Origin of the sequence: Gordonia sp. VNK21, assembly GCF_046098115.1 — a bacterium.
Taxonomy (GTDB): Bacteria; Actinomycetota; Actinomycetes; order Mycobacteriales; family Mycobacteriaceae; genus Gordonia.
Window position 1 is genome coordinate 154,845 of sequence record NZ_JBJURU010000009.1, and the last position, 24,160, is coordinate 179,004.

21 protein-coding genes and 2 tRNA genes are annotated in these 24,160 nt (G+C 68.5%); 12 read left to right on the forward strand and 11 right to left on the reverse strand.

Going from position 1 to position 24,160, the window contains the following annotated elements; translation table 11 throughout:
• Together ACJMNC_RS11680 and ACJMNC_RS11685 are read right to left on the reverse strand one after the other, a co-directional pair.
• On the reverse strand, positions 1 to 805 hold an 805-nt coding region (locus ACJMNC_RS11680), incomplete at its 3' end, for an arginine deiminase family protein (RefSeq protein WP_408948122.1).
• 56 nt (positions 806 to 861) lie between these two features.
• Positions 862 to 2,307, reverse strand: a complete 1,446-nt coding sequence (locus tag ACJMNC_RS11685) for an amino acid permease (protein ID WP_408948123.1) — start codon at positions 2,305 to 2,307, stop codon at positions 862 to 864.
• 305 nt (positions 2,308 to 2,612) lie between these two features.
• On the opposite strand from ACJMNC_RS11685, the gene ACJMNC_RS11690 reads away from it, so the two are divergent.
• From ACJMNC_RS11690 to ACJMNC_RS11705, 4 genes are all read left to right on the forward strand, one after another.
• Positions 2,613 to 2,684, forward strand: a tRNA-Val gene (locus tag ACJMNC_RS11690).
• Positions 2,685 to 2,790: 106 nt separating this feature from the next.
• A complete protein-coding gene (locus ACJMNC_RS11695; protein WP_408948124.1) occupies positions 2,791 to 3,861 on the forward strand; it encodes an ATP-binding cassette domain-containing protein in 1,071 nt (356 codons plus the stop codon).
• Positions 3,858 to 4,745, forward strand: a complete 888-nt coding sequence (locus ACJMNC_RS11700; RefSeq protein ID WP_408948125.1) for an ABC transporter permease — start codon at positions 3,858 to 3,860, stop codon at positions 4,743 to 4,745. Before ACJMNC_RS11695 ends, ACJMNC_RS11700 begins: the two co-directional genes overlap by 4 nt.
• 145 nt (positions 4,746 to 4,890) lie before the next feature.
• Positions 4,891 to 6,600, forward strand: coding sequence for a hypothetical protein (locus ACJMNC_RS11705; RefSeq protein WP_408948126.1), 1,710 nt, complete (start codon positions 4,891 to 4,893; stop codon positions 6,598 to 6,600).
• 61 nt (positions 6,601 to 6,661) lie between these two features.
• Here ACJMNC_RS11705 and ACJMNC_RS11710 read toward each other — a convergent pair.
• The 4 genes from ACJMNC_RS11710 to ACJMNC_RS11725 form a co-directional block, all read right to left on the reverse strand.
• Positions 6,662 to 6,733: transfer RNA gene (locus ACJMNC_RS11710), tRNA-Cys, on the reverse strand.
• A gap of 58 nt (positions 6,734 to 6,791) precedes the next feature.
• Positions 6,792 to 7,277, reverse strand: coding sequence for a peroxiredoxin (locus ACJMNC_RS11715; RefSeq protein WP_408948127.1), 486 nt, complete (start codon positions 7,275 to 7,277; stop codon positions 6,792 to 6,794).
• Complete coding sequence (locus tag ACJMNC_RS11720; protein WP_408948128.1) at positions 7,277 to 7,696, reverse strand: DUF3052 domain-containing protein; 420 nt, start codon at positions 7,694 to 7,696, stop codon at positions 7,277 to 7,279. The genes ACJMNC_RS11715 and ACJMNC_RS11720 overlap by 1 nt, the downstream gene beginning before the upstream one ends.
• Before the next feature lie 145 nt (positions 7,697 to 7,841).
• Entirely contained in the window at positions 7,842 to 8,318 is a 477-nt protein-coding gene (locus ACJMNC_RS11725) for a hypothetical protein (protein ID WP_408948129.1), read from the reverse strand.
• A 284-nt stretch (positions 8,319 to 8,602) separates the two neighbouring features.
• On the opposite strand from ACJMNC_RS11725, the gene aceE reads away from it, so the two are divergent.
• From aceE to ACJMNC_RS11760, 7 genes are all read left to right on the forward strand, one after another.
• Positions 8,603 to 11,401, forward strand: coding sequence for a pyruvate dehydrogenase (acetyl-transferring), homodimeric type (gene aceE, locus ACJMNC_RS11730; RefSeq protein WP_408948130.1), 2,799 nt, complete (start codon positions 8,603 to 8,605; stop codon positions 11,399 to 11,401).
• 133 nt (positions 11,402 to 11,534) lie between these two features.
• Positions 11,535 to 12,761 carry a PucR family transcriptional regulator gene (locus tag ACJMNC_RS11735; RefSeq protein ID WP_408948183.1) on the forward strand — a complete coding sequence of 409 codons (1,227 nt, stop codon included), beginning with the start codon at positions 11,535 to 11,537 and terminating at the stop codon, positions 12,759 to 12,761.
• Between the two features lie 215 nt (positions 12,762 to 12,976).
• On the forward strand, positions 12,977 to 13,888 hold the full coding sequence (locus ACJMNC_RS11740) for an ACP S-malonyltransferase (protein WP_408948131.1): 912 nt from the start codon (positions 12,977 to 12,979) through the stop codon (positions 13,886 to 13,888).
• Between the two features lie 114 nt (positions 13,889 to 14,002).
• Positions 14,003 to 14,311: a meromycolate extension acyl carrier protein AcpM gene (gene acpM / locus ACJMNC_RS11745; protein WP_408948132.1), complete on the forward strand. Its 309-nt coding sequence runs from the start codon at positions 14,003 to 14,005 to the stop codon at positions 14,309 to 14,311.
• The gene (locus ACJMNC_RS11750) at positions 14,308 to 15,576 is read left to right on the forward strand and encodes a KasA/KasB family beta-ketoacyl-ACP synthase (RefSeq protein ID WP_408948133.1); all 1,269 of its coding nucleotides are present in this window, start codon (positions 14,308 to 14,310) and stop codon (positions 15,574 to 15,576) included. Before acpM ends, ACJMNC_RS11750 begins: the two co-directional genes overlap by 4 nt.
• Before the next feature lie 52 nt (positions 15,577 to 15,628).
• A complete protein-coding gene (locus tag ACJMNC_RS11755; protein ID WP_408948134.1) occupies positions 15,629 to 17,080 on the forward strand; it encodes an acyl-CoA carboxylase subunit beta in 1,452 nt (483 codons plus the stop codon).
• Positions 17,081 to 17,464: 384 nt separating this feature from the next.
• Entirely contained in the window at positions 17,465 to 17,983 is a 519-nt protein-coding gene (locus ACJMNC_RS11760; RefSeq protein ID WP_408948135.1) for a DUF3145 domain-containing protein, read from the forward strand.
• A gap of 116 nt (positions 17,984 to 18,099) precedes the next feature.
• On the opposite strand, the gene ACJMNC_RS11765 is transcribed toward ACJMNC_RS11760, so the two are convergent.
• Positions 18,100 to 18,468: a hypothetical protein gene (locus ACJMNC_RS11765; protein WP_408948136.1), complete on the reverse strand. Its 369-nt coding sequence runs from the start codon at positions 18,466 to 18,468 to the stop codon at positions 18,100 to 18,102.
• A 108-nt stretch (positions 18,469 to 18,576) separates the two neighbouring features.
• Here ACJMNC_RS11765 and ACJMNC_RS11770 point away from each other — a divergent pair, with 108 nt between their 5' ends.
• A complete protein-coding gene (locus tag ACJMNC_RS11770) occupies positions 18,577 to 19,581 on the forward strand; it encodes an isopenicillin N synthase family dioxygenase (protein WP_408948137.1) in 1,005 nt (334 codons plus the stop codon).
• 13 nt (positions 19,582 to 19,594) lie between these two features.
• Here ACJMNC_RS11770 and ACJMNC_RS11775 read toward each other — a convergent pair whose 3' ends face one another.
• From ACJMNC_RS11775 to ACJMNC_RS11790, 4 genes are all read right to left on the reverse strand, one after another.
• Positions 19,595 to 20,428, reverse strand: a complete 834-nt coding sequence (locus tag ACJMNC_RS11775; RefSeq protein ID WP_408948138.1) for a serine hydrolase domain-containing protein — start codon at positions 20,426 to 20,428, stop codon at positions 19,595 to 19,597.
• Between the two features lie 34 nt (positions 20,429 to 20,462).
• On the reverse strand, positions 20,463 to 21,374 hold the full coding sequence (locus tag ACJMNC_RS11780; RefSeq protein WP_408948139.1) for a hypothetical protein: 912 nt from the start codon (positions 21,372 to 21,374) through the stop codon (positions 20,463 to 20,465).
• Between the two features lie 129 nt (positions 21,375 to 21,503).
• Positions 21,504 to 22,643, reverse strand: coding sequence for an NDMA-dependent alcohol dehydrogenase (locus tag ACJMNC_RS11785; protein WP_408948140.1), 1,140 nt, complete (start codon positions 22,641 to 22,643; stop codon positions 21,504 to 21,506).
• A 213-nt stretch (positions 22,644 to 22,856) separates the two neighbouring features.
• Positions 22,857 to 24,160, reverse strand: a 1,304-nt coding sequence (locus ACJMNC_RS11790; RefSeq protein ID WP_408948141.1) for an AMP-binding protein, incomplete at its 5' end; no start/stop codon positions are given.

Genomic DNA, 24,160 nt, shown 5'->3' on the forward strand with positions numbered 1-24,160 from the left:
GTAGGTGCACGAGCCGTTGGCAGTGCAGTACTAGCCGTACCCGCTCGCCTCGGAACAGCCGCTCGGCCAGAACCTCCAGCCCCTGCGGCGATGTCCGCTCGCCCATGCCGATCATGACGTGACGGTTGCCGAGCACGTGGATGTCGCCGCCCTCCACCGTGGCCTTGCTGTGGTCGGCCGAGTCGTTGCCGTAATAGAACTGGAAGTCCGCGTCGCGGAACAGCGGGTGGAAGTTGTAGATCAGGCGCGAGTTGATCGTCTCGCGCCGTCGCGCCGGCTTGGCCATCGGACTCACCGAGACGCCGCCGTAGATCCAGGCCGAGTTGTCCCGCTGGAAGAGGTGATTCGGCAACGGGCTGAGCAGGAAGTCGTCGGGCCCGAGGTAGTCGAGCAGCAGGCTGTCCACACCCTCGAGGTAGGGCATCGCCTCGCGTTTGAGGAGCCCGCCGATCATCAGCCCTGCCAGCTGGCGGGAGTCGTGCGAGTCGAGCAGCCGCGAGAGCGGTCCTTCCAGCGCGGCACCGAACCTGTTCTCCGTGGTCAGCCGATCGGTCAGCCACTCGCGGGCCCCCGGCGCGTCGATGGCCTGCTGCAGCAGGCTCCCGAACTCGAAGACCTCGACGCCGAAGGAGCGCAGCTTCTGCTGGAACGCATCGTGCTCGGCGCGTGCCTTCTCTGCCCACATGACATCGTCGAACAACAGGCCGTCGATATTCGCCGGCGTCAGCCGGAACAGTTCCAGTCCGGGTTTGTGGACGATGACCCTCTTCAGGGCACCCACTTCGGAATCAACACTCAGAGTCATCATTTTCCTTTCGTTGGCAGCGAAACAGACACAAGAGCACCCCTCGTGGCCCTTGTTCAGTTCTCGACGGAGGACGGCTCGTCCACCACCGAATAATCCGGAAGCTCCGGAACTTCAGTCATCCTGTTGTGCATGTACAGATACACCGGAATGCCGAGAACAAATGCGCCGACAGTCATCAGATACGGCCCGTACACGGTGTACCACTGTGCGTCGGCATCATCGGTGTTACGCGAGTAGATGATGAACAGAATGGAGAAGACCAGTGCGACGAGCGCGACCAGTACGTCACGGCCGAATCGAGATATCTGCATCTTCTTGGCATCCATGATCCGCATTTTGATCTGTGCCAGTGCGGAGAACCCGTACGGTATGGCCGCCGTGATCCCGGTCATGTACACCAGAGTATTGAAGATGGTCGCTCCGCTGTTTCCAGCGGAACTGATGACGGTCACCACGCTGGCCAGGACGGTGGCCGCCAGGACACCGACTGTGGGGACGCCCCGCTTGGACATCACCGAGAAGGAATGCGGAAAGAGCCCGTCCGCTGCGGCGGCTCGCGGCATCTCGGCGCAGATGAGGACCCAGCCGTTCAATGCGCCGAGGCCCGACACCACCACACACGCGGCCACGACGTAGCCGGACCAGGTTCCCCCGACGATCTGGTTCGCCGCGACGGCGTACGAGGCCTGATTGGCCTCCTCGGCCAGCTCCTGATTGGGCACCACACCGAAGACGGTGACCAGCGACATGATGTAGACGACGGCGCAGGCCAGAGTGCCCAGAATGGTGGCGCGCGAGACGTTCTTCTTCGGATCCCGGACCGCAGCCGCCGTCACCGTGGCGGTCTCCACGCCCAGATAGCTGAACAGCAGGATGGCCATGGCGCCGAGCACCGCGGACAGCGCCGACCCGTTCGAGGCGTTGAAGTCGTCGAAGTTGACGCCCTTGATCCAGAAGATGCCGACGAAGGACAGCAGAACGAGCGGCACGAACTTGAGGATCGTGCTGACCAGCTGTACCGATCCGATGTTCTTCAGGCCGCTCAGATTGATCAGTGCCGGCACCCAGAGGCCGGCGAGTGCGATGCCGCACTTCTCCCAGTTGGTGAAGTCTCCCGGAAAGAAGTAGTCCACGTAATAGACCCACCCGACCGCGATCGCCGCGTTTCCGGCCCACGCGGTGATCCAGTAACTCCAGGCGTTGAAGAATCCGGTGGCGTTGCCGAATGCTTCACGCGCATAGGCATAGGGACCGCCGGGCGCGTCGATCCTCTTGGACAAGGCCGAATACATCATCGCCAGAGCTAGTGCACCGACCGTGGTGACCGCCATGGCGACGATACTGATCGGACCGTATTCGGATAGCGAGTACGGCAGACTGAACACGCCGACACCGATGATCGAGCCCATGACGATGGCACTCGCCTGCGGCAGTCTCAGTTTCGCCGAGTCTTGATAATCCTGACTCGTCGCCGAGCCGGCATCGTTCCGTGCAGTCATGGTCCGCCCACGAGTATTCGGTTGCGGATCAGTTCAATCCCTACGCCCCCCAGCGAACGGACCGATGGTCTTCGATACGCCAACAGTAGGCACTTCCCGCAACCGGTGATGCCGAATTCAGATAAGTTATCGGCTACGAAGAAGAAGTGATTGCGAAACGAATTACTTTCATTTCATAAGCAAACAGTTCGCACGATTCAGATACCCCGCCGGACCCTCCGCGCCCACCCCTGCGGTTTGGGGCCGGTGGCGGTGACGGGATATCTTCGTCCCTGACGGTCTTCCGACGCGAGCCGAGGACCCGGGCGCGTATAGCTCAGCGGTAGAGCCCTGGTTTTACACACCAGTGGTCGCAGGTTCGATCCCTGCTGCGCGCACAGTCGACCCACAGAACGCGGTGCGCGTTCGCGCGAGCCGCGCGCACCGCTCCGGTCATTCGTCTGATCGGTACGCCCCGTATACCGGTGATACCGTCACCACACCATGTTCACGTTTGGCCCGATCGGCTGGCCCCAGTGGATGCCTTTCATCGGCATCGCCGTCCTGCTGGCGGGGTGGATCGTCGTCGCCGTCACCGGCACGCTGGCCCGCACGCGCCGGGCCCCTGCCGCCCTCGACGGGACCGCGGCGGTCGCGGTCACCCGGCTGACCAAGCGCTACCGGAAAGCCGTTGCGCTCGACGATGTCTCGTTCACCCTGGAGCCGGGCCGGGTACTCGCCCTGCTCGGGCCCAACGGCGCGGGCAAGACCACGCTGCTGCGGATCATCGCCGGCCTGACCGAGCCGGACACCGGCGCCGTCTCGATCTTCGGCCACAAGATCGTGCCCGGTGCACCGGTGCTCTCCCGCGTCGGCCTGACCATCGAGGAACCGGGATTCGCGCCGCAACTGACCGGACGTGAGAATCTGGCGATGCTCTGGGAGATCAGCGGCCGCGACCCCGTGCAGGCGAGGATCGACGACGTCGTCGAGCTGACCGGTCTGTCCCGGGCCGCCGACCGGGAAGCCGGCACCTACAGCCAGGGCACCCGGCAGCGCCTCGCCCTCGCCCAGGCGATGCTCGGCTTCCCGGAACTGCTCATCCTGGACGAGCCGACCAACGGTCTCGACCCGGACCAGATCTGGGAGCTCGCCGGGGTGCTGCGCCGCTACGCCGCCTCCGGGCGCACCGTGGTGGTGGCCAGCCACCTGCTCTCGGAGGTCTCCGACCTCTGCACCGACTGCGTCGTCATCCGCGGCGGCACCGTCGCCTGGTGGGGTCCGATGGAGACGACGGACGAGCCGGCGACGATCGAGGTGGGCGTGGACGATCCGGCCGCGGCCGCGGATCTGCTCGCCCAGCCGCTCGCCGCCCTCGCCCCCACCGCATCCGGCGGCCCGCAGGTGGTGGCGGCACCGCCCGGCGCGGTGACGATCGCGCTCGGACCGGCCCGGATCGCCGACGTGCTGGCCGCGGTGGCCGACGCCGGCATCGCCGTCCGGTCGCTGCGCACCCCGGACCGGCTGGCCGCGATCTACCGGGCGAGCGCCGGTGATCCGGAGGCCGCGCGGTGAGCGCCGCGATCCCGCCGCTGCCGACCGGACCGGCCGATCCCTCCGGGGCCGCACCGGGCTTCGACCCGCGCCGCACCCTGCGGCTGCGCACCGAATGCGCCCGCCAGTTCGGGCGCCGCGGCACCCTCGTGCTGCTGATCGTCATGCTGGTCCTGCCGTTGGCGATGGCGGCCGCCATGAAGGCCGGGCGCAGCGACATGGTCTTCGAAGGCGACGTCCTGGGCCGGCTCGCCACCGACAGCGCCGAGAACTTCACGATGGTGTGCCTGTTCGTCGGCGCACAGCTGTTCCTGGTCGTGGTGGTGGCCTATCTGTTCGGCGACGCCCTGACCCGTGAATCCAACTGGGGCTACCTGAGGGTGCTGGCCACCGTCCCCGTGCCGCGCACGCGGCTGCTGCTGATCAAGGCGGCAGCACTGTCGGTGCTGGTGACCGCCGGGGTGCTCGTCTACGCGGTGGCGAGCTATCTCATCGGCCTGGTCTTCTTCGGCCCCGGCCCGCTCTCCCCGGTCGCCGGCGAAGGCGTCACCGGCGCCGCCGGCCTGGGCCGGCTGGCCATCATGGTCGCGTTCATCCTGGTGTACCTCACCTGGATCGCCGCCCTGGCCCTGCTGCTTTCCACCGTCAGCCACGACAACACCGCGGTCGCGATCACCGGCACGGTGATGATCACCATCGGCTTCCACGTCCTCGGCGGACTCGGCATGCTCGGCCGGCTGCGTGCGGTGCTCCCGTCCCGCAACTATGCGGCCTGGCTCGATGCCGCGCGGGTCGAATTCGATCCGACGAACATGCTCTGGGGTGTCTTCCTCTCCCTGCTCTACGCCACCGCGCTGACCGCAGCGGCCGTGGTCGCGATCAACGTCCGTGAGATCCGGCGATGAGCCCCGGCCGCGACGTCCGGGCACCCGTTCGCATAGACGACACCGCCCCGTCGCCGCGGCGAATCGTCGCCCCACCTGCGTGTTAGGCTGGCGCGATTCTCGAGGGCCGCGACGGCCGACGATTCAGAGCGGAGGGCTGCGCAGCGTGTCACACCCCAGCGATCCCGCAGCGGGGGACGACCCGCGCCCCGATGCCGCCAGCGGTCCCGGACCCGAAACGACGCCCACCGCGCCCGGGCCGGCCATGTCCTGGCGGTTCTCCACCCCCGGCCACCATCCGGCGGCCGGCCAGTACCCGCGGCCGGCCGGTGCCGAGCTGCCGCCGGCCGCACCCAACCACCGTCGCCGCAACTGGCTGATCGGTGGCGGCGCCGCCGCGCTGGTCGCCGTCCTCGGTTTGATCGCCGTGGTGATCTGGGCGGTGCCCTCGCAGGGCGAATCGGGGTCCACCACCGCGGAGAACGCCGCGCTGGACATGCTCGCCGCCGTCTCCAAGCGCGACGTCCGGAGCATCGCCGGGCTTTTGTCGCCGGCGGAGTCCGGATCCCTCGGTGATGTGCTGCGCACCGCGCAGGACAAGGCCGAACAGGTGGGCACACCGGACGGCGGCGGCCCGTCGGGCGGGCTCTTCGACGGCATCACGGTCACCACCACCGGCGTGACGACCCGCACCGAATCCCTCAACGACGATCTGTCCCGCGTCACCTTCACCAGCGGATCGATCACCCTGACCGTGGATCCGGCCGTCGCGAATCAGGCCGTGCGCGAGATCCTCGGCGAGGAACTCGCTTCCGGCATCCACACCATCGACGTGGCCGATCTGCGCACCCGGACCGCCGACGGCGGGCAGCTCGACCCCTTCGTCATGGTGGTGCGGGACGACGCCCGCTGGTACGTCAGCCCGCTCTACACCGCCGTCGAGTACCGGGTGGCCACCGACGCTGATCCCGGCGTCACCCCCGACTACGGCGCCGATGTCCACACCGCGGACTTCGCCGATCCGGAGGCGGCGGCCGCCGGCTTCGTCGAGGCGCTGAGCGTCTCCACCCGGACCGGAAGCATCGAGCCCGTCGCGGCAGCGCTGCCGCACTACTACGGGCGGCTCGCCGCGATCTACCGCTCCTACCTCGATGCCCAGCTCGGTTCCGGCCGAGTCGACGAACTGACGTTCTCCGGCGGCGAGTACTCCTCGCATCGCCGCAGCGGCACCACCTATGTGACCGTCGAGCGGCTGAACTTCACTGCGCGCCGCGGCGGGCAGACCACCAGCGGCACCGTCGTCGACGACTGCCTGCAGGCCGACGGCGGGGCGCCGACCCGGTGTCTGGCCGGCCTCGTGACCACCGGCCTGCCCTCGGCGGCGCACGATCTGTCCGCCGGCAACGGTGCGGTGGCCACCCGGGACGGCGACGGATGGCACATCGATCCGGTCCAGACCGCGCTGCGCAGTGCGCTGACCGTGGTCCAGGGGCTGTCGGAAGACGATCTGTACCGGCTGATCGGGGTGCAGTGGCAGATCCCGCGGATGATCATGCGGATCGACGCCGACGCCAGCCTGGTCTCGGCCGACTCGGTCACCCTGGCCCCACAGCCGCGGACCGACCCGCAGCTCCTGGTGGTCGACCTCGAGCTGCAGGCCGGACGACCGGTGACGATCGGACTCGACGGGATCCCGCCCACCGCCGACGCGGACCTGCGCGTCTACACCGCCGACGGCCGGGTCGGGGGCGAGAACGGCGCCGCAGCCGGCGACGGCCACAGTCCGCTGACCGTCACCCCGACGGTCAGCGGTCCGGCGAAGCTCGTGATCACGCTGCACCACGTGACCGGCGACATCACCGTAGTCCGGTCGTAGGAACCCGGTCGTCGGGCCCCCGTCGCAGAGGGCGGTCGGGGTCCGTCGACCGGGATCGTCGAGCGGGTGACAGGATTCGAACCCGCCTAGCACGGTTTTGCAGACCGCTGCCTCGCCACTCAGCCACACCCGCAGTGACCACCACCGTGCCGCAGCGGCCGCCGTCCGGCCAGGGTTTTATTCAGCCCGGGTCAGGCGCCTCGCCCGGCGACGGCCAGCGCCGCATCCCAGGTCCGGGCGGTGCGCGCCTCCCCCGGGCCGACTGCGCCGGCGAAGCCGATGACGCCGTCCCGGCCGATCAGGAAGGTGCCGCGGGTCGGATAGCCGCGCGTCTCGTCGAACACCCCGTAGTCCCGGGCCACCTGACCGTGCGGCCAGAAGTCCGAGAGGATCGGGAACAGGAAGCCCTGCGCCGACGACCACACCTTGTGGGTGGGCGGCGGCCCCACCGAGACCGCGACGGTGGTCAGCCCTTCCCGGGAGAAGTCGGGCAGATGGTCGCGGATGTGGCCGAGTTCGCCCTCACAGGTGCCGGTGAACGCCAACGGGAAGAAGACGAGCAGAACATCGCCGTCCTCGCGCAGCCTCCCGAGCGAGACCAGCTGATTGTTCTGGTCGCGCAGGGTGAAATCGGGTGCGGTGGCGCCGACCGGGAGGTGCCCGGCCTCGCCGGACATCAGTGTTTCCCGCTGCGGGCTTTTGGTGTGACCAGCTGGGTGGCAGACCAGTCGCCGAGGTTCACCACGCTGGTCTGCGAGAGCCCGGCGGTCGGCGCCGCCTCGGCGATCTCCGCCGGATCCACATAGCCGTCGCGCCCGGTCTTCGGTGAGAGCACCCAGATGAAGCCGCCTTCGGCCAGCGGGCCGATGGCGTCCATCAGCGCGTCCACCAAGTCGCCGTCGTCGTCGCGCCACCACAGCAGCACGGCGTCCATCACCTCGATCGAGTCCTCGTCGACCATCTCGGCATCGATGAGGTCCTCGATGTCTGCCCGGAGGTCGTCGTCGGTGTCCTCGTCCCAGCCCAGTTCCTGAACCACCATCCCCCTGGTGAGTCCGAGCTTCCCGGCGTTGCTGCCCGACGTGGCGGTTACCACCGCGTGCGACCTCCTCGTGTCGTTCGGGCGCCGGCCGGCGCCCGGAAAGTGTTGCAGATCATCGTCGTGCGACGAACGTCTTCCGCTAAGCCTAAAGGCTCATCGGCCCCTCGCACAGGATTCGCGGTGAGCCGGACGCGTTCGCTCAGGTTCCGGTGGGCATGTATTCGCCGCAGGCATCGAGCAGTTCGGTGCGGGTATCGCCCCATTCGGTCATCGCCTTGTTGAGGGCGAGCTTGTTCTTCTTGCGGATCTGCTCGGACAGTTTCTCGGTGGCGCCGAGGAAGGCGTAGACCTTGTCCGCGAGCGTCTCGGGCACTTCGGGAGTCGACGCGTCGCGGATCAGCCGGGCCCCCGTATCGAGGGTCTCGCGCGCGTACCGATCCTCGGTGCCGATCTGCGCGTAGTTCTGAGTTGCGTTGAGCCGCTTGATGAATGCGTTGTAGTCGCGCACCATCACCCCGGCCGAGGTGATGACCTGGCGGCACACGGCGATCGCCGCCTCGTCGCCGGCGCCGGCGGTGCTCGCCACCGGGGCGACACTCGAATCGCCGGTCGGTGCGGACTCGTTCGAGGAGCCCCCGCAACCGGTCAGACTCATCGTCGCGGCCACAGCGGGCACCAGTAGAATGTCCACCCACGGGCGTCGTCTCCCCCGGTTCGTCACCTCCGCGGCTCCTCTCGATCGGCTCGTCACACGGGCCCCACCAGCAAAGCATCACAGCTACTCGTTGGTAGCGAGTGTGACCGAGCACAATTCATGCGGCCGATGGTGAGTTGGTGCACGATGGAGGGGTCGGGACCGCCCCCATCGAGCGGCCCGGCCGCCGCCTGCCACATCCCGGCAGCCGGTACCCGGCGCTCACGATCCCGAGCGCCTGACGCGAGCACGACGAAGGTGAGAACATGACCGATCAGGCCCCCGCAAACACCACCGAGACCACCGAAGCGGATCCGCATCTGACCGGCGGCGCCAATCGGGTGAAGGTGATCCGTGACGGTGTGGCCTCCTATCTCGCCGACTCCGATCCCGCCGAGACCGGCGAATGGCTCGAGTCCTTCGACGCCCTGATCTCCGCCGCCGGCCCGGAACGCGCCCGCTACCTGATGCTCCGGATGCTCGAGCGCGCCGACGACAAGCGTGTGCAGCTGCCCGCGCTGACCTCCACCGACTACGTCAACACCATCCCGACCGACCTCGAGCCCGAGTTCCCCGGCGACGAGGATCTCGAACGCGAGTTCCGTCGCTACATCCGCTGGAACGCCGCGGTCATGGTGCACCGTGCCCAGCGGCCCGGCATCGGCGTCGGCGGCCACATCTCCACGTACGCCTCCTCGGCCTCGCTCTACGAGGTGGGCTTCAACCACTTCTTCCGCGGTCAGGACCACCCCGGCGGCGGCGACCAGATCTTCGTCCAGGGCCACGCCTCGCCGGGCATCTACGCCCGGGCCTTCCTCGAGGGCCGGATCTCTGCGCACCGGATGGACGGCTTCCGGCAGGAGCAGAGCCACGCCGGCCTCGGCGGCGGCCTGCCCTCCTATCCGCATCCGCGGCTGATGCCCGAGTTCTGGCAGTTCCCCACCGTCTCGATGGGCCTCGGCCCGATGAACGCCATCTACCAGGCCCGGGTCAACCGGTATCTGCACGCCAACGGCATCAAGGACACCTCCGATCAGCACGTCTGGGCGTTCCTCGGCGACGGCGAGATGGATGAGCCGGAATCGCGCGGCCTGGTCCACGTGGCCGCCGGCGATCACCTCGACAACCTGACCTTCGTCGTCAACTGCAACCTGCAGCGGCTCGACGGCCCGGTGCGCGGCAACGGCAAGATCATCCAGGAGCTCGAGTCCTTCTTCCGCGGCGCCGGCTGGAACGTCATCAAGGTGGTGTGGGGCCGCGAGTGGGATGCGCTGCTCAGCGCCGACCAGGACGGTGCGCTGGTCAATCTGATGAACCGCACCCCCGACGGCGACTACCAGACCTACCGGGCCAATGACGGCGGCTTCATCCGCGAACACTTCTTCGGCCGCGACCCGCGGACCAAGGAACTCGTCAAGGACATGACCGACCAGGACATCTGGAACCTCAAGCGCGGCGGTCACGACTACCGCAAGATCTATGCCGCCTACCAGGCCGCCCTCGAGCACAAGGGTCAGCCGACGGTCATCCTGGCGCACACCATCAAGGGGTACACCCTCGGCGAGCACTTCGAGGGCCGCAACGCCACGCACCAGATGAAGAAGATGACGCTCGACGACCTGAAGTCGTTCCGCGACACCACCCGGGTGCCGATCAGCGATGCCCAGCTCGAGGAGAACCCGTACCTGCCGCCCTACTACCATCCGGGCGCCGATTCGCCGACCGTGGAGTACCTGCTCGAACGCCGCAAGACGCTCGGCGGGTTCCTGCCGAGCCGGCAGATCACGCCCAAGCCGCTGACCCCGGACACCTCGTCGGCCCTCAAGGCGGTCACCGGCGGATCGGGCAAGCAGCAGGTGGCCACCACCATGGCGCTGGTGCGCATCTTCAAGGAGTTGCTGCGCGACAAGGAGATCGGGCACCGGATCGTGCCGATCATCCCGGACGAGGCCCGCACCTTCGGCATGGACTCGTGGTTCCCCACTCTGAAGATCTACAACCCGAGCGGGCAGCTCTACACCTCGGTCGACGCCGAACTCATGCTCGCCTACCGGGAATCCCAGCAGGGCCGGATCCTGCACGAGGGCATCAACGAGGCCGGCTCCACCGCCTGCTTCACCGGGGTGGGCACCGCCTACGCCACCCAGGGCGAGCCGATGATCCCGCTGTACATCTTCTATTCGATGTTCGGCTTCCAGCGCACCGGCGACGGCCTGTGGGCGGCGGCCGATCAGATGGCGCAGGGCTTCGTCATCGGCGCCACGGCCGGCCGCACCACGCTGACCGGTGAGGGTCTGCAGCACGCCGACGGCCATTCGCCGCTGCTGGCCGCCACCAATCCGGGGGTGGTGACCTACGACCCGGCCTTCGCCTACGAGCTCGGCCACATCATCGACGACGGCCTGCGCCGGATGTACGGCGCCGACCCGGAGCGGATCTTCTACTACATCACCGTCTACAACGAGCCGATCACCCAGCCGGCCCAGCCGGAGAATCTGGATGTGGCCGGCCTGCTCAAGGGCATCTACCGGTACCGTCCGGCCGCCGCGGAGAAGACACTGACCGCCTCGATCCTGGCCTCCGGCGTGACGATGGGCGACGCGCTGCGCGCCCAGGACCTGCTCGCCGAGGACTTCGACGTGGCCGCCGACGTCTACTCGGTCACCTCGTGGACCGAGCTGGCCCGCGACGGCATCGAGTGCGACCGCTCGGAACTGCGCTACGGCGCCGTGCGCACCCCGTACGTCACCGATGTGCTCGGCGGACGCGGCGGCCCGTTCGTCGCCGCCAGCGACTACATGCGCGGGGTGCCCGAGCAGATCCGCGCATACGTGCCCGGCACCTATCTGACGCTCGGCGCCGACGGCTTCGGCTTCTCCGACACCCGCCCGGCGGCCCGGCGCTTCTTCAACATCGACGCCGAGTCGATCGCGGTCGGCGTCCTCGTCGCCCTCGCCCGGGACGGCAAGATCGACCGTTCGGTGGCCACCGACGCCGCCCGCCGCTATCAGATCGTCGATGTGAGCGCTGCGCCGGAGCAGACCAGCGATCCGGGCGTGGCCTGACGCTTCCCCGACGGCGCCGCAGTATCCGGCGCCGCTGCGGCTCGGCCTCGGACACGCCGCATCCTCTACATTGAAAGGCGTGTCCGAGGTACCCGAGATTCCCAGCCCCGCCGAGGCGGCCGAGGCGCTCGGGATGGGCCACGCGCACAACAGCGCCCCGATCCAGCCACCGCCTCCGCAGGTGCGTGAGGCGCTCTCGGATCCGCTGCTGCGCCGCATCAAGCAGTACAGCGGCCGGCTGGCCACCGAGGCCGTGCACTCGATGTCCGATCAGCTGCCGTACTTCTCCGAGCTCGACGCCTCCCAGCGGGCCGGGGTGCAGCTGGTGGTGCAGACCGCCGTCGCCAACTTCGTCGAATGGACGCAGGACCCGGACGGCAGCGTGCGGTTCACCGTTCAGGCGTTCCAGGTGGTGCCGCAGGACCTGACCCGCCGGATCACACTGCTGCAGACCGTCGAGATGGTCCGGGTGGCGATGGAGTTCTTCGAGAAGTGGCTGCCGTTGCTGGCCCGTAACGACGGCCAGCTGCGCGCGCTCACCGAGGCGGTGCTGCGCTACGGCCGGGAGATCGGCTTCGCGGCCGCCGCCATCTACGCCACCGCCGCCGAGTCGCGCGGCGCCTGGGATTCGCGGATGGAGGCCCTCGTCGTCGACGGCGTGGTCCGCGGCGACACCGGGCAGCAGCTGCTCTCCCGCGCCGCAGCCCTGAACTGGGCCTCGGATGCCCCGGCCACGGTGATCGTCGGCGCTCCCCCGCCCGAACAGAACGTCTCGGTGCCGGTGTCGATCCACAACACCGCCCGCAAGTACGACCGCGCAGCTCTGTCGGTGGTGCAGGGCCATCGCCTCGTCGCCATCGTCAGCGGCTCCATCCGCACCACCGACCGCTTCGTCGCCGACCTGATGGAGCATTTCGCGCCCGGACCGGTGGTGATCGGACCCACCACCCGCGATCTGGGTTCGGCGTACTCGAGCGCGGTGGAGGCGATCGCCGGGATGGATGCGGTGGTCGGGTGGCCCGGGGCACCGCGGCCGTCGTTCAGCGCCGATCTGCTCCCCGAACGCGCCCTCAACGGTGATCGCACCGCCGTGCGCGCTCTGATCGACACTCTGGTGACCCCGCTGGCCGACGGATCGGGCACCCTGACCGTCACCCTCGACAGCTATCTTCAGGCCGGCGGCTCCATCGAATCCTGCGCGCGCGAGTTGTACATCCATCCAAATACGGTGCGGTACCGACTGAAAAAGATCGCCGAAATCACCGGACGTGACCCAGCTAACCCTCGGGACGCCTATGTTCTGCGTGTCGCGGCGACCGTCGGCCGATTGACTCAGATCGGCGAAGAAACGCACACATAAGCACCATCAGTCACAGAAGAAACAGTTTCACCGAACCATTTCCCCAGGCAGAGACCATTTGGCATCGAAACGGTAACGAATCTCAGCCCGATGACGATGCGGGCACCAACCGAAACCCCTCACACACCCTTTTGTAGGAAACCTACAAAAACCAGCCTCAAGGTTCGGACCTCACAACACCCCGCGAAGGGCCCCCGAGGGTGTTCTCTAGTCACGTGCTTTCGTTGCTTGCGCCCGGACAGGGCTCCCAGACTCCCGGCATGCTCACCCCGTGGCTCGAACTGCCCGGGGCCGCGGACCGGGTGGCGGACTGGTCGACGGCGACCGGACTCGATCTGGCCCGGCTCGGCACCACCGCCACGGCCGAGGAGATCACCGACACCGCGGTGACCCAGCCGCTCGTGGTCGCGGCCGCACTGCTCTCCTATGCGCAGCTGCGCCGGCTCCACGGCGAGCTGCCCGCCGGCACCGTCGTCGCCGGTCATTCGGTCGGCGAACTGGCCGCCGCCGCCATCGCCGGAGTCATCTCCGACGACGATGCGGTGACCCTGGCCGGCATCCGCGGCGCCGAGATGGCCAAGGCCTGCGCCCTGGTGCCCACCGGAATGGCCGCCGTCCTCGGCGGTGACGAGAACGAGGTCCTCGCGCGCCTGGCCGACTTCGAGCTGATCCCGGCCAACCGCAACGCCAAGGGACAGATCGTGGCGGCCGGCGCCCTCGAGTCGATCGACAAGCTCGTCGACAACGCCCCGGAGAAGGCCCGCATCCGCAAGCTCCCGGTGGCCGGCGCCTTCCACACCCACTTCATGGACCCCGCGCAGGAGGCCGTCGGCGCGGCCGCCGCGGCCATCACCCCGGCCGACCCCACCCTGACCCTGCTCTCGAACGCCGACGGTAACGCCGTCGCCTCGGGCAGCGATGCACTGAGCAGACTGGTCTCCCAGGTCACCAGCCCCGTGCGCTGGGATCTGTGCAGCGAGTACCTCCGTCAGAACGGCGCCGACGCCCTCGTCGAACTCGCTCCGGCCGGTGCGCTCGCCGGGATCGCCAAGCGCGAACTCAAGGGCGTACCGCAGCGGGCCGTCAAGGTCCCCACCGACCTGGAGGACCTCCCCGGACTTGGATAGCGGCCGGACCCCGGCCTCTCGGGAAGCCGCCCACCCGGCGGCTCGTCCAATCGGCTCACGCCGATCCCGTACACACCGCATATACCGCGAACACCCACAGAAGGGAGCCACACCGTGGCCGCCAGTCAGGAAGATCTCGTTGCCGGCATCGCCGAAATCATCGAGGAAGTCACCGGTATCGAGCCGTCCGAAGTGACCATGGAGAAGTCCTTCGTCGACGACCTGGACATCGACTCGCTGTCGATGGTGGAGATCGCCGTCCAGGTGGAGGACAAGTACGGCGTCAAGGTTCCCGACGAGGACCTCGCCGCCCTGCGCACCGTCGGTGACACCGTCGCCTACGTCCAGAAGCTCGAAGCCGAGAACCCCGAGGCCGCCGCCGCCATCGCCGCGAAGGTCGAGGAAGACAAGAAGAACTCGTGACTGAGCTGCGAAACTTCTCCACTCGTGGTGGAGAGTTCCCCAGTGTGGTGGTGACCTCGATGGTCGCCACCACCTCCCTGGGCGTCGACCTCGACGCCACCTGGGAGAAGCTCATCGCCGGTGAGTCGGGCATCCGTGCCCTCACCGATGACTTCGTCACCAAGTACGGCGAACTGCCCTGCCGCATCGGCGGACGCCTCCTGGAGGATCCGTCGGAGGAGGTCACGCGCGTCGAAGCCCGCCGCATGGCATACGTCGAGCGGGTCTCGCACGTGATGAGCAAGCGGCTCTGGGCCCAGGCCGGCGAGCCGGAGGTCGATCCGGACCGCCTCGCGGTGGTCATCGGCACCGGTCAGGGCGGCAGCGACGCGATGATCGACGCCGTCAACGCGATCGAGTCCTCGGGGAACTACCGCAAAGTGTCGCCGCTGGCCGTCTCGATGGCCATGCCGAACGGCCCGTCGGCGGTCGCCGGCCTGAACGTCGGCGCCCGCGCCGGCGTGATCACGCCGGTCTCCGCCTGCTCGTCCGGCGCGGAGGCGATCGCCCACGCGTGGCGGCACATCGTCATGGGTGACGCCGACATGGTGGTCTGCGGCGGAGTCGAAGGACACATCGACGCCGTGCCGATCGCGGCCTTCTCCATGATGCGGGCCATGAGTACGCGCAACGACGATCCGGCGGGCGCCTCGCGTCCGTTCGACAAGAACCGGGACGGCTTCGTCTTCGGCGAGGCCGCCGCGATGCTGATCATCGAGCGCGAGGATCACGCCAAGGCACGCGGTGCGCACATCCACGCCCGTGTGATGGGCGCCGGCATCACCTCGGACGGCTTCCACCTGGTGGCACCCGATCCGACCGGTCAGGGCAACACCCGGGCCATGGTGCGGGCGATGCAGACCGCGGGCCTGGAGAAATCCGACATCTCGCATGTCAACGCGCACGCCACGTCCACCCCCATCGGCGACACCGCCGAGGCGCTGGGCATTCAGGCCGCCGTGGGCAACCACGCCGCGATCTACGCGCCTAAGTCGGCGCTGGGTCACTCGATCGGCGCTGTCGGCGCCCTCGAGGCGGTCCTGACGATCAAGTCGGTGGAGGAGTCCGTCATTCCGCCGACGCTGAATCTGGAGACGCTCGACCCGGAGTGCGGCGACATCGACGTCGTCCACGGCGAAGCCCGCCGCGGACAGATCGATTACGCGCTCTCCAACTCCTTCGGATTCGGTGGGCACAACGTGGCTCTGGCCTTCGGTCGTTACTGAGGTCATCGCCGACGAGCACATCCGACACACCCCGGCAGTCAAGGAGAACGCCATGACCACACTCGCCCCCATCTCCGGCAGTGCGGAAGCAACCGATCCCCGCGATCCGTTGCTGCGGCTGAAAACCTTCTTCGACGACGGCTCCCTGGAGCTGCTGCACCCCCGAGACAAATCGGGGGTGCAGGCCGCGGTCGGTATGGTCGACGGTGTCCGCACCGTCTCCTTCTGCACCGACGGCACCGTGATGGGCGGCGCCATGGGCGTGGTCGGATGTGCTCACATCGTCGGCGCCATCGACACCGCCATCGCCGAGCAGACCCCGGTGGTGGGCATCTGGCATTCCGGCGGCGCCCGGCTGGCCGAGGGCGTCGAAGCCCTGCACGCCGTGGGCGGCGTCTTCGAGGCGATGGTCCGCGCCTCCGGCTACGTACCGCAGATCTCGGTGGTCGTCGGCTTCGCGGCCGGCGGCGCCGCCTACGGACCCGCACTGACCGACGTGGTCATCATGGCCCCGGAGGGACGGGTCTTCGTGACCGGTCCGGACGTGGTCCGCAGCGTCACCGGCGAGGACGTCGACATGGAGACGCTCGGCGGACCGCACACCCACGGCAAGCGCTCGGGCGTCAGCCACATCACCGCCGACTCGGAGGCCGACGCCTACTGGCGCGCCCGTCGGCTGGTCACCAGCTTCGCCGCCCAAGGGCGGATCGACCAGGACGCCGCCACCGCCGGCGACACCGATCTGCGCGCACTGCTGCCCGAATCGAATCGTCGCGCCTACGACGTCCACCCGATCATCGAGGCGCTGCTCGACACGCAGTACGCCGCCGACGGGGTGACCGAGGTGAGCACCTTCGAAGAGCTGCAGGCCAAGTGGGCGCCCAACATCACCGTCGGCTTCGGCCGCCTGGCCGGGCGCAGCGTGGGCGTGATCGCCAACAACCCGCTGCGCATGGGCGGCTGCCTGAACTCCGAGGCCGCCGAGAAGGCCTCCCGCTTCGTCCGGCTCTGCGACGCCTTCGGCGTGCCGCTGGTCGTACTCACCGACGTGCCCGGCTACCTGCCCGGTGTGGGGCAGGAATGGAACGGCGTCGTGCGGCGCGGCGCCAAGCTGCTGCACTCCTTCGCCGAATGCTCCGTTCCGCGGGTCACCCTGGTGACCCGCAAGATCTACGGCGGCGCCTACATCGCGATGAACTCGCGGGCGCTCGGCGCCACGGCCGTCTTCGCCTGGCCGGGCTCCGAGGTCGCCGTGATGGGCGCCAAGGCCGCCGTAGGCATTCTGCACAAGAAGACCCTCGCCGCCGCCCCCGAGCACGAGCGCGAGGAGTTGCACGAACGCCTCGCCGTCGAACACGAGCAGATCGCCGGCGGGGTGGGCCGCGCCCAGGCCATCGGCGTCGTCGACGAGATCATCGACCCCGCGGTCACCCGCAGCTCGATCGCGGCCGCCCTGGCGCAGGCCCCCGCCCGCCGCGGCCGCCACAAGAACATCCCGCTCTGAGTCCTGCTCCTCACCGGGTTCTGCCCTTGCACTGAGTCCTGCCCTTGCACTGAGTCCTGCCCTTGCACTGAGTCCTGCCCTTGCACTGGGCTCCGCCCTTGCACTGGGCTCCGCCCTTGCACTGGGCTCCGCCCTTGCACTGGGTTCTGCCCTGTCGCTGGGTCCTGCCCGAGGTGAGCCCCTCCCCGGCCCGCCGGGCCGGCCTCGTCGGCGATACCGCCCCCGCCGACACGCCTGCGGACCACGGTGTTCCCCGATTACCTCAAGAAAGAACTAGCGCAACACGCGCCTCACAAGGCATACTTTGAATCAACAGTGTGCTATCCGGATCGATGAAGTGCGGCTTGGGGAAGACGTTCCTCGTCGAACCGGAGGTGAACAACAGTGCGCAACCTGAATCAGTTTGCGGATCTGACGAGTGGCGTGGTCTACATCCACGCCGCTCCCGTCGCGCTGTGCCCGCATGTCGAGTGGGCGCTGTCGTCGACACTGAACGCCCGTGCCGATCTCAAGTGGTCGGCACAGGACGCCGAGCCCGGCCGCATGCGTGCGACCGTCGACTGGGCCGGCCCCGTCGGCACCGCGGCCCGGCTGACCAATGCGCTGCGCGAATGGTCCGGACTGGCCTTCGAGGTCACCGAGAACCCGAGCGAGGGCGTGGACGGCGAGCGCTTCAGCTACGTGCCGGGGCTGGGCCTGTGGCACGGCCTGACCGGCGCCAACGGCGACGTCCTGCTCTCGGAGATGCGTCTGCGCGCCATGATGAGCGCCCAGCCCGACAGCCTCGGACTGGCCAGCGAACTCGACGCCGCCCTGGGCACCGCCTGGGACGACGCTCTCGAGCCCTACCGCATGGGCGGGGTGGGCGCCGAGGTCACCTGGCTGCGCCAGCGCGTCGGCTGACGCCGTTCAGGACGCGCACCTCCGCAACCGCACAAACTTGGGCGACATCACCGACCTCCAGGGTCGGTAATGTCGCCCAAGTTTTTCGTCTCTCCCCTTCGCGGGGTCTGCCCGGCTCAGAGGCTCTCGCTGTCGGCGTCGTCGTCCCGGTCGCGGGCGGCGTCGAGGATGTGCCGGGTGCGCGCATACACCGACTCGATGGTCAGGATCACCGCGCACAGCACCGAGATGCTGCCCGGCACGAACACCAGCAGATCGTCGATCTGCTCCCAGGCCTTCGGGCTCCACAGCGCCACCCAGGTCAGCATCAGCGCGACCACCGTCGCCACCTCGCCGACCAGGTTGAGCACCACGAAACCGAACGCCGCCCGCCTGTGCCGATGCACTGCCTTGCGCGAGAAGTGGAAGTTCGCCGCGAAGGCCAGCAGCAGCACCGCGAACACCGACAACAGCAGGCCCAGGTCGTCCGCCGTCAGATCCCGCACACCGCACCTTCTTCCGAAACCGTTCTCGCCCTTGCCCCGTCACCCTATCCGCAGCGGCGGGAGCCTACCGTGGATGCCAGAACCGCTCGCCCTGCCCCAGGAGTTCCGATGGCTTCCGTATCCGCCGGTCCGCCGATCGTCGACCTGTCGCTGCTCTCCGGCGGCGACGCTCAGCGCCTCCAGTTCCGCGACACCCTGCGTACGGCCACCCACGAGGTGGGCTTCTTCTATCTGGTCGGGCACGGCATCGAACGCCCGGTGCGCGAACGGCTCTTCCAGACCGCCCGGGACTTCTTCGCACTGCCGGACGCCGACAAGTTCGCCGTCGAGATGCTCGCCAGCCCCCAGTTCCGCGGCTACACCCGGTTCGGCGGCGAATACACCGACGGCGGCATCGACTGGCGCGAGCAGATCGACCTGGCCGCCGAGTACCCGGCGCTCGGCGACCAGCCGCCGTACCTGCGCCTGGACGGGCCCAACCTGTGGCCCACCGCGCTGCCGGGGTTCCGCGAGGTGATCACCGACTGGCAGGCGCGCTGCAGCCGGCTCGGGCTGGTCCTGATGCGCGAGTGGGCGGTGAGTCTGGGCGCGCCCCCGGACGTCTTCGACGCCGCCTTCGCACAGCGGCCGTCCACCCTGCTCAAGGTGGTCCGGTATCCGGGCCGCGAGCACGACGAGAGCCGTCAGGGCGTGGGCGCGCACAAGGATCCGGGGGTGCTCACTCTGCTGCTCGTCGAGCCGGGCAAGGGCGGGCTGCAGGTGGAGCACGACGGCACCTGGATCGACGCCCCGCCGGTCGAGGACGCCTTCGTGGTGAACATCGGCGAGCTGATGGAGTACGCCACCGACGGCTACCTCAAGGCCACCCTGCACCGCGTTCAGTCGCCGCCGCCGGGCACCCAGCGGCTGTCGGTGCCGTTCTTCTTCAATCCGGCGCTGTCGTCGTCGATGCCGCGGATCGAGTTGCCCGCCGAGCTCGCGGCGCAGGCGCGCGGAGTCACTGAGGATCCGGACAATGTGATCTCCGGAGTGTTCGGGGAGAACATGCTCAAGGCGCGGCTGCGGGCCCATCCCGATGTGGCCCGGCGCCATCACGCCGATCTGCTCGGCTGAGCCCGGTGCGAGTCTAGCCGCGCCCGGCGGTCCCCAGTTCCGTGACGACCGACTCGTTGAACTCGCTCCACAGCGGTTTGGCCCACGGGCCGAAGGCGCGGTCGGTGAGCACCACGCAGGCCGCGTCGAGATCCGGATCCACCCACAGGAAGGTGCCGGACTGCCCGAAGTGCCCGAAGGTGCGGGGCGAGTGGCTCGGCGCGGTCCAGTGCGGACTCTTGTGTCCGCGCAGCTCGGGTCCGAGTCCCCAGTCGTTGGGCCGGTGCTTGCCGTAGCCGGGCACGAAGCCGTCCAGACCGGGAAACCACACGTCCACGGCCCGCGCCGCACTCGGCACCGGCCGCAGCCGCGGGCGCAGGTAGTCGGCGGCCAGCGCCGCCAGATCGTCCACGCTGGATTCGGCGCCGTGCCCGGCCGGCCCGGTCAGGGCTGTCGACGTCAGGCCGAGCGGCACGCACACCGCCTCGGCGAGGTAGTCGGGGAAGGCGAATCCTGTTGCCGCCTCCACGATTTCGGCGAGGACCTCGTAGCCGGCGGACGAGTAGATCCGCCGGCTCGCCGGAGGCGCCTGCACGTCGCGGGAGTCGAAGGCCAGCCCGGAGGCGTGCGCCAGCAGGTGGGCGACGGTGGCACCGGGCGGTCCGGCCGGATCGTCGAGTTCGACGGCGCCCTCGTCGACGGCCACGAGCACCGCCTGCGCGACGAGCAGCTTGGTCACCGAGGCGAGCGGGAACACCCGTGCGGTGTCGCCGTGGCGGTGGACGGCGATCGAGTCGCCGTCGCCGGTCATCACGGCCGCCGCCACGTTCTCCACCGGCCAGTCCGCGAGCGCATTGAGGGCCTTCACCCCTCCCACCCTATGCCGGGCCGGCTCCGCCGCGTCAGCCGACGGGCGCCGGCTCGCTCTCGCGCGCCGGGGTCGACTGCTCCCCCTCACCGGTCTGCTGCGCCGCCTCCTCCGGGTCGACGAGGGTCGACGGATTCGCCGCCAGCCCCTGCTCCACCCGGATGATGTCCTCCTCGGTGAAGCCGCAGGTGCGCGCCTCGGACTTCCACTGCTTGGTGAGCCGCTCCTTGCCGGCTTCCTGGGCGGCGTCGATGGTGCCGTCGTAGATGGTGTTGTCGGACGACTCCTTGTTCACCGCCGGCACGGTGTCGCAGACGTGGTACACCGAGCCGGACTTGGTCCAGTAGACCGTGGCGTCCGGGTCACCGTTGTGCAGCAGGGTGATGATGTTCTGGTCCCCGGTGTACTTCTCCACCGACGGCGGATCGAAGTCGGCGCTGGCGATGCCCACGGCGATGGCCACCACCGCGGCGATGCCGCCGAGGATGCCCTTCTGCTTGCCGTCGAGGTTCTTGTCCATCAGGATCAGTACGATCAGCGGCAGGAAGGCCAGCACGGTCATGATCACGCCGAGCTGGTTCTGCACGAAGAACCGGAACGTGTCCTTCTCCGATGCCGGGTCGAGCTTGTTCGCCTTCTTCCAGAGGAAGGAGCCGATCAGGGTGATCACGCCGATACCGATGATCAGCCCGATCACCGTCCAGATGCGCGCGGTGTCGAACTCCTTGTCCGGTACCAGGGCCCAGACGATGGTGAAGACCTCCAGGGCGATGGCCACCACCCACAGCACGCCGGCGACGATCCGCAGCTTGAGTGCGGTCGACTTCGCCTCCGGCGAGGCCTCCCAGGTCTGCCCGGACGGTGCGCTGCCGGACGGCCGCCCGCCCTTGCCCGGCTTGCTCTTGGGGGTCTTCGCCTCGACGCTGACCCTCTTCTTCTCTGCCACTTCCGGGCCCTTTCTCGAATGAACGCGAACAGCGTAAACCACGCGGTCGGCGGCTGCGCGCATCGCGACAGCGAAAGCCGCCGACCGGTAGGGTCGGCGGCTTCGCGGGTGAGTTGCTGCGCGGTGGCGTCAGGCGGTCTCGTGGTCGGCGTCGGTGTAGCGGATGACGCCGCGGATGTTCCGGCCCTCGAGCATGTCCTTGTAGCCCTCGTTGATCTGGTCGAGGGTGTATTCGCGGGTGATCATGTCGGCGATGTTCAGCTTGCCCACCTTGTACATCGACAGCAGCAGCGGGATGTCGAGCTTGGGGTTCGCACCGCCGAAGATGGAGCCCTGCAGGTTCTTCTGCAGCAGGGTCAGCATCGACAGGTCCAGGGTCACGTCGGTGGCGAACATCTGGCCCATGCCGGTCAGCACGCAGGTGCCGGCCTTGGCGGTGATATTCATCCAGCCGTTGACGTCGGAGCCCTTGACCTCGCCGACGGTGACGATGACCTTCTTGCACATGCCGCCGTGGGTGATCTCGGCGATGGCACCGGCGGCCTCGTCGACGTTGGCGAAGGCGTGCGTGGCGCCGAACTTGAGCGCCTGCTCGCGCTTCCACTCGACCGGGTCGATGGCGAAGATGTAGCGCGCACCGGCGATCACCGCACCCTGCAGCGCCGCGGTGCCCACGCCGCCGACGCCGACGATGGCCACGTCCTCGCCCGGCTGCACGTCGCCGCTGCGGGTGGAACTGCCGTAGCCGGTGGGGATGCCGCATCCGCACAGGGCGGCGACCTCGAACGGGATGTCCTTGTCGATCTTCACCACAGACGCCTCGTGCACCACCATGTACGGGCTGAAGGTACCCAGCAGAGTCATCGGGTAGACCGGCTCGCCGTCGGCGGTGTGGATGCGGAAGGTGTTGTCGGAGACGGCTTCACCCTGCAGCAGCATGGCGCCGAAGTCGCACAGGTTGGCCAGGCCGGCCTTGCACGACGGACACTTGCCGCACGAGGGGATGAACGAGAGGACCACGTGATCGCCGACCTCGAAGTCGGTCACGCCCTCGCCGATCTCCTCCACCACGCCGGCGCCCTCGTGGCCGCCGAGGATCGGGAAGCCGGCCATCGGGATGCCGCCGGTCATCAGGTGATGGTCCGAGTGGCACATGCCCGCGGCTTCCATCCGGATCTTGACTTCATGGGCCTTGGGGTCGCCGATCTCGATCTCCTCGATCTGCCATGGCGTATTCAGCTCCCGCAGGAGCGCACCCTTCGTCTTCAACTTCCCAACCTCGCTAACTCGGCGCGGATCGCCGCCGCTTGCGGCGTAGACATGTGGCGCGCGGTGATCGCGCCCCTGTTGTGAGCGTAGTCACCGCGCGCCAAAATTGAAACACGTTCCAGTATTTTTTTGAAACACACTCCGCGATTTGTTCCGGCGTGTCGAGCGGACTGCCGGGCCGCCCCCACGTCCGGCCCGGCAACCCGCCGCGAGTCAGGCCTTCAGACCCGCGTCCTTGCTGCCGTAGGCGTCACGCAGCTTCGGCTTGACCACCTTGCCGCCCGCGTTGCGCGGCAGCTCGTCGACCACCACCACGTCCTTCGGATGCTTGAAGCGCGCCAGGTTCTCGTTCAGGAAAAGCTCGAGCTCCTCGATGGTCAGATCGGCCACTCCCTCCTCGAGGACGACGACGGCCACCGGCACCTCGCCCCACTTCTCGTGGGCGCGTCCGATAATGGCGGCTTCGACGATGCTCGGGTGTCCGTAGAGCACGTTCTCCACCTCGGCGCAGTAGATGTTCTCCCCGCCCGAGATGATCATGTCCTTGGCCCGGTCCACGACGTAGAGGAAGCCCTCCTCGTCCTGACGGACCAGGTCGCCGGAGTGGAACCAGCCGCCGCGGAAGGCGTCGGCGGTGCCCTGCGGGTTCTGCCAGTAGCCCGCCATCATGTTCGGTCCGCGGTAGACGATCTCGCCCACGTCGCCGACGGCGACGTCGTTCATCTCCGGGTCCACGATGCGCGCGGTCACCGCCGGCACCACCCGGCCGATCGAGCCGAGCTTGCGCAGCGCATCGCGCCCCTCCAGCACGCAGGTGATCGGCGACATCTCGGTCTGGCCGAAGACGGCCACGTTCATCGCCTCCGGGAAGGTCGCGTTCATGGCGTGGAGCACGGTGTCCGAGGCCGGGGCGGCACCCCAGCTGATCACTCGCAGCTTCAGGTCGCGCGGCTTGGCCTGCTGGGCCGCGCAGACGGCCTGCCACTGGGCCGGCACCAGGAAGATCGACGTGGTGCCCTCGACCTCGAGCGTGTCGAGCATGTCGTTCGGATCGAAGGCGCCGAGCGGGGGGATCACCGAGAGCGCGCCCATGTAGATCAGCGGCGTCATCGCCCCGAGTCCGGCGATGTGGAACATCGGCGCCACACACGAGCCGATGTCGTCGCGCCGGGTTCCCAGCACCTGCAGGCAGATCATCGCCTGCGCCTGCAGATTCTGGTGGGTGAGCATGGCGCCCTTGGGCTTTCCGGTGGTGCCCGAGGTGTACATGATCATCGCGACGGTTTCTTCCGGGATGTCGATCACCGGGAGATCCGAGTCGTCCTCCGCGGCGAGATCCTCGTACTTCAGGTGCGCCGGGTTGTCGGTGTCACCGACGACGATGGTGTGATCGATCGCATCGTTCGCACCGGCGACGGCGTCGGCGAGCGGGGCGAGCATCGACTCGGTGACGATCACCTTGGCGCCGGAGTCCTGCACCAGGAAGCCGATCTCCGGCGGCGCCATCCGCACGTTCA

Coding starts and splice junctions, on each gene's coding strand:
- ACJMNC_RS11685 (WP_408948123.1), bottom strand. CDS start 2,307: ATGACTGCACGGAACGATGCCGGCTCGGCGACGAGTCAGGATTATCAA.
- ACJMNC_RS11695 (WP_408948124.1), top strand. CDS start 2,791: ATGTTCACGTTTGGCCCGATCGGCTGGCCCCAGTGGATGCCTTTCATC.
- ACJMNC_RS11715 (WP_408948127.1), bottom strand. CDS start 7,277: ATGTCCGGCGAGGCCGGGCACCTCCCGGTCGGCGCCACCGCACCCGAT.
- aceE (WP_408948130.1), top strand. CDS start 8,603: ATGACCGATCAGGCCCCCGCAAACACCACCGAGACCACCGAAGCGGAT.
- ACJMNC_RS11735 (WP_408948183.1), top strand. CDS start 11,535: ATGGGCCACGCGCACAACAGCGCCCCGATCCAGCCACCGCCTCCGCAG.
- ACJMNC_RS11755 (WP_408948134.1), top strand. CDS start 15,629: ATGACCACACTCGCCCCCATCTCCGGCAGTGCGGAAGCAACCGATCCC.
- ACJMNC_RS11770 (WP_408948137.1), top strand. CDS start 18,577: ATGGCTTCCGTATCCGCCGGTCCGCCGATCGTCGACCTGTCGCTGCTC.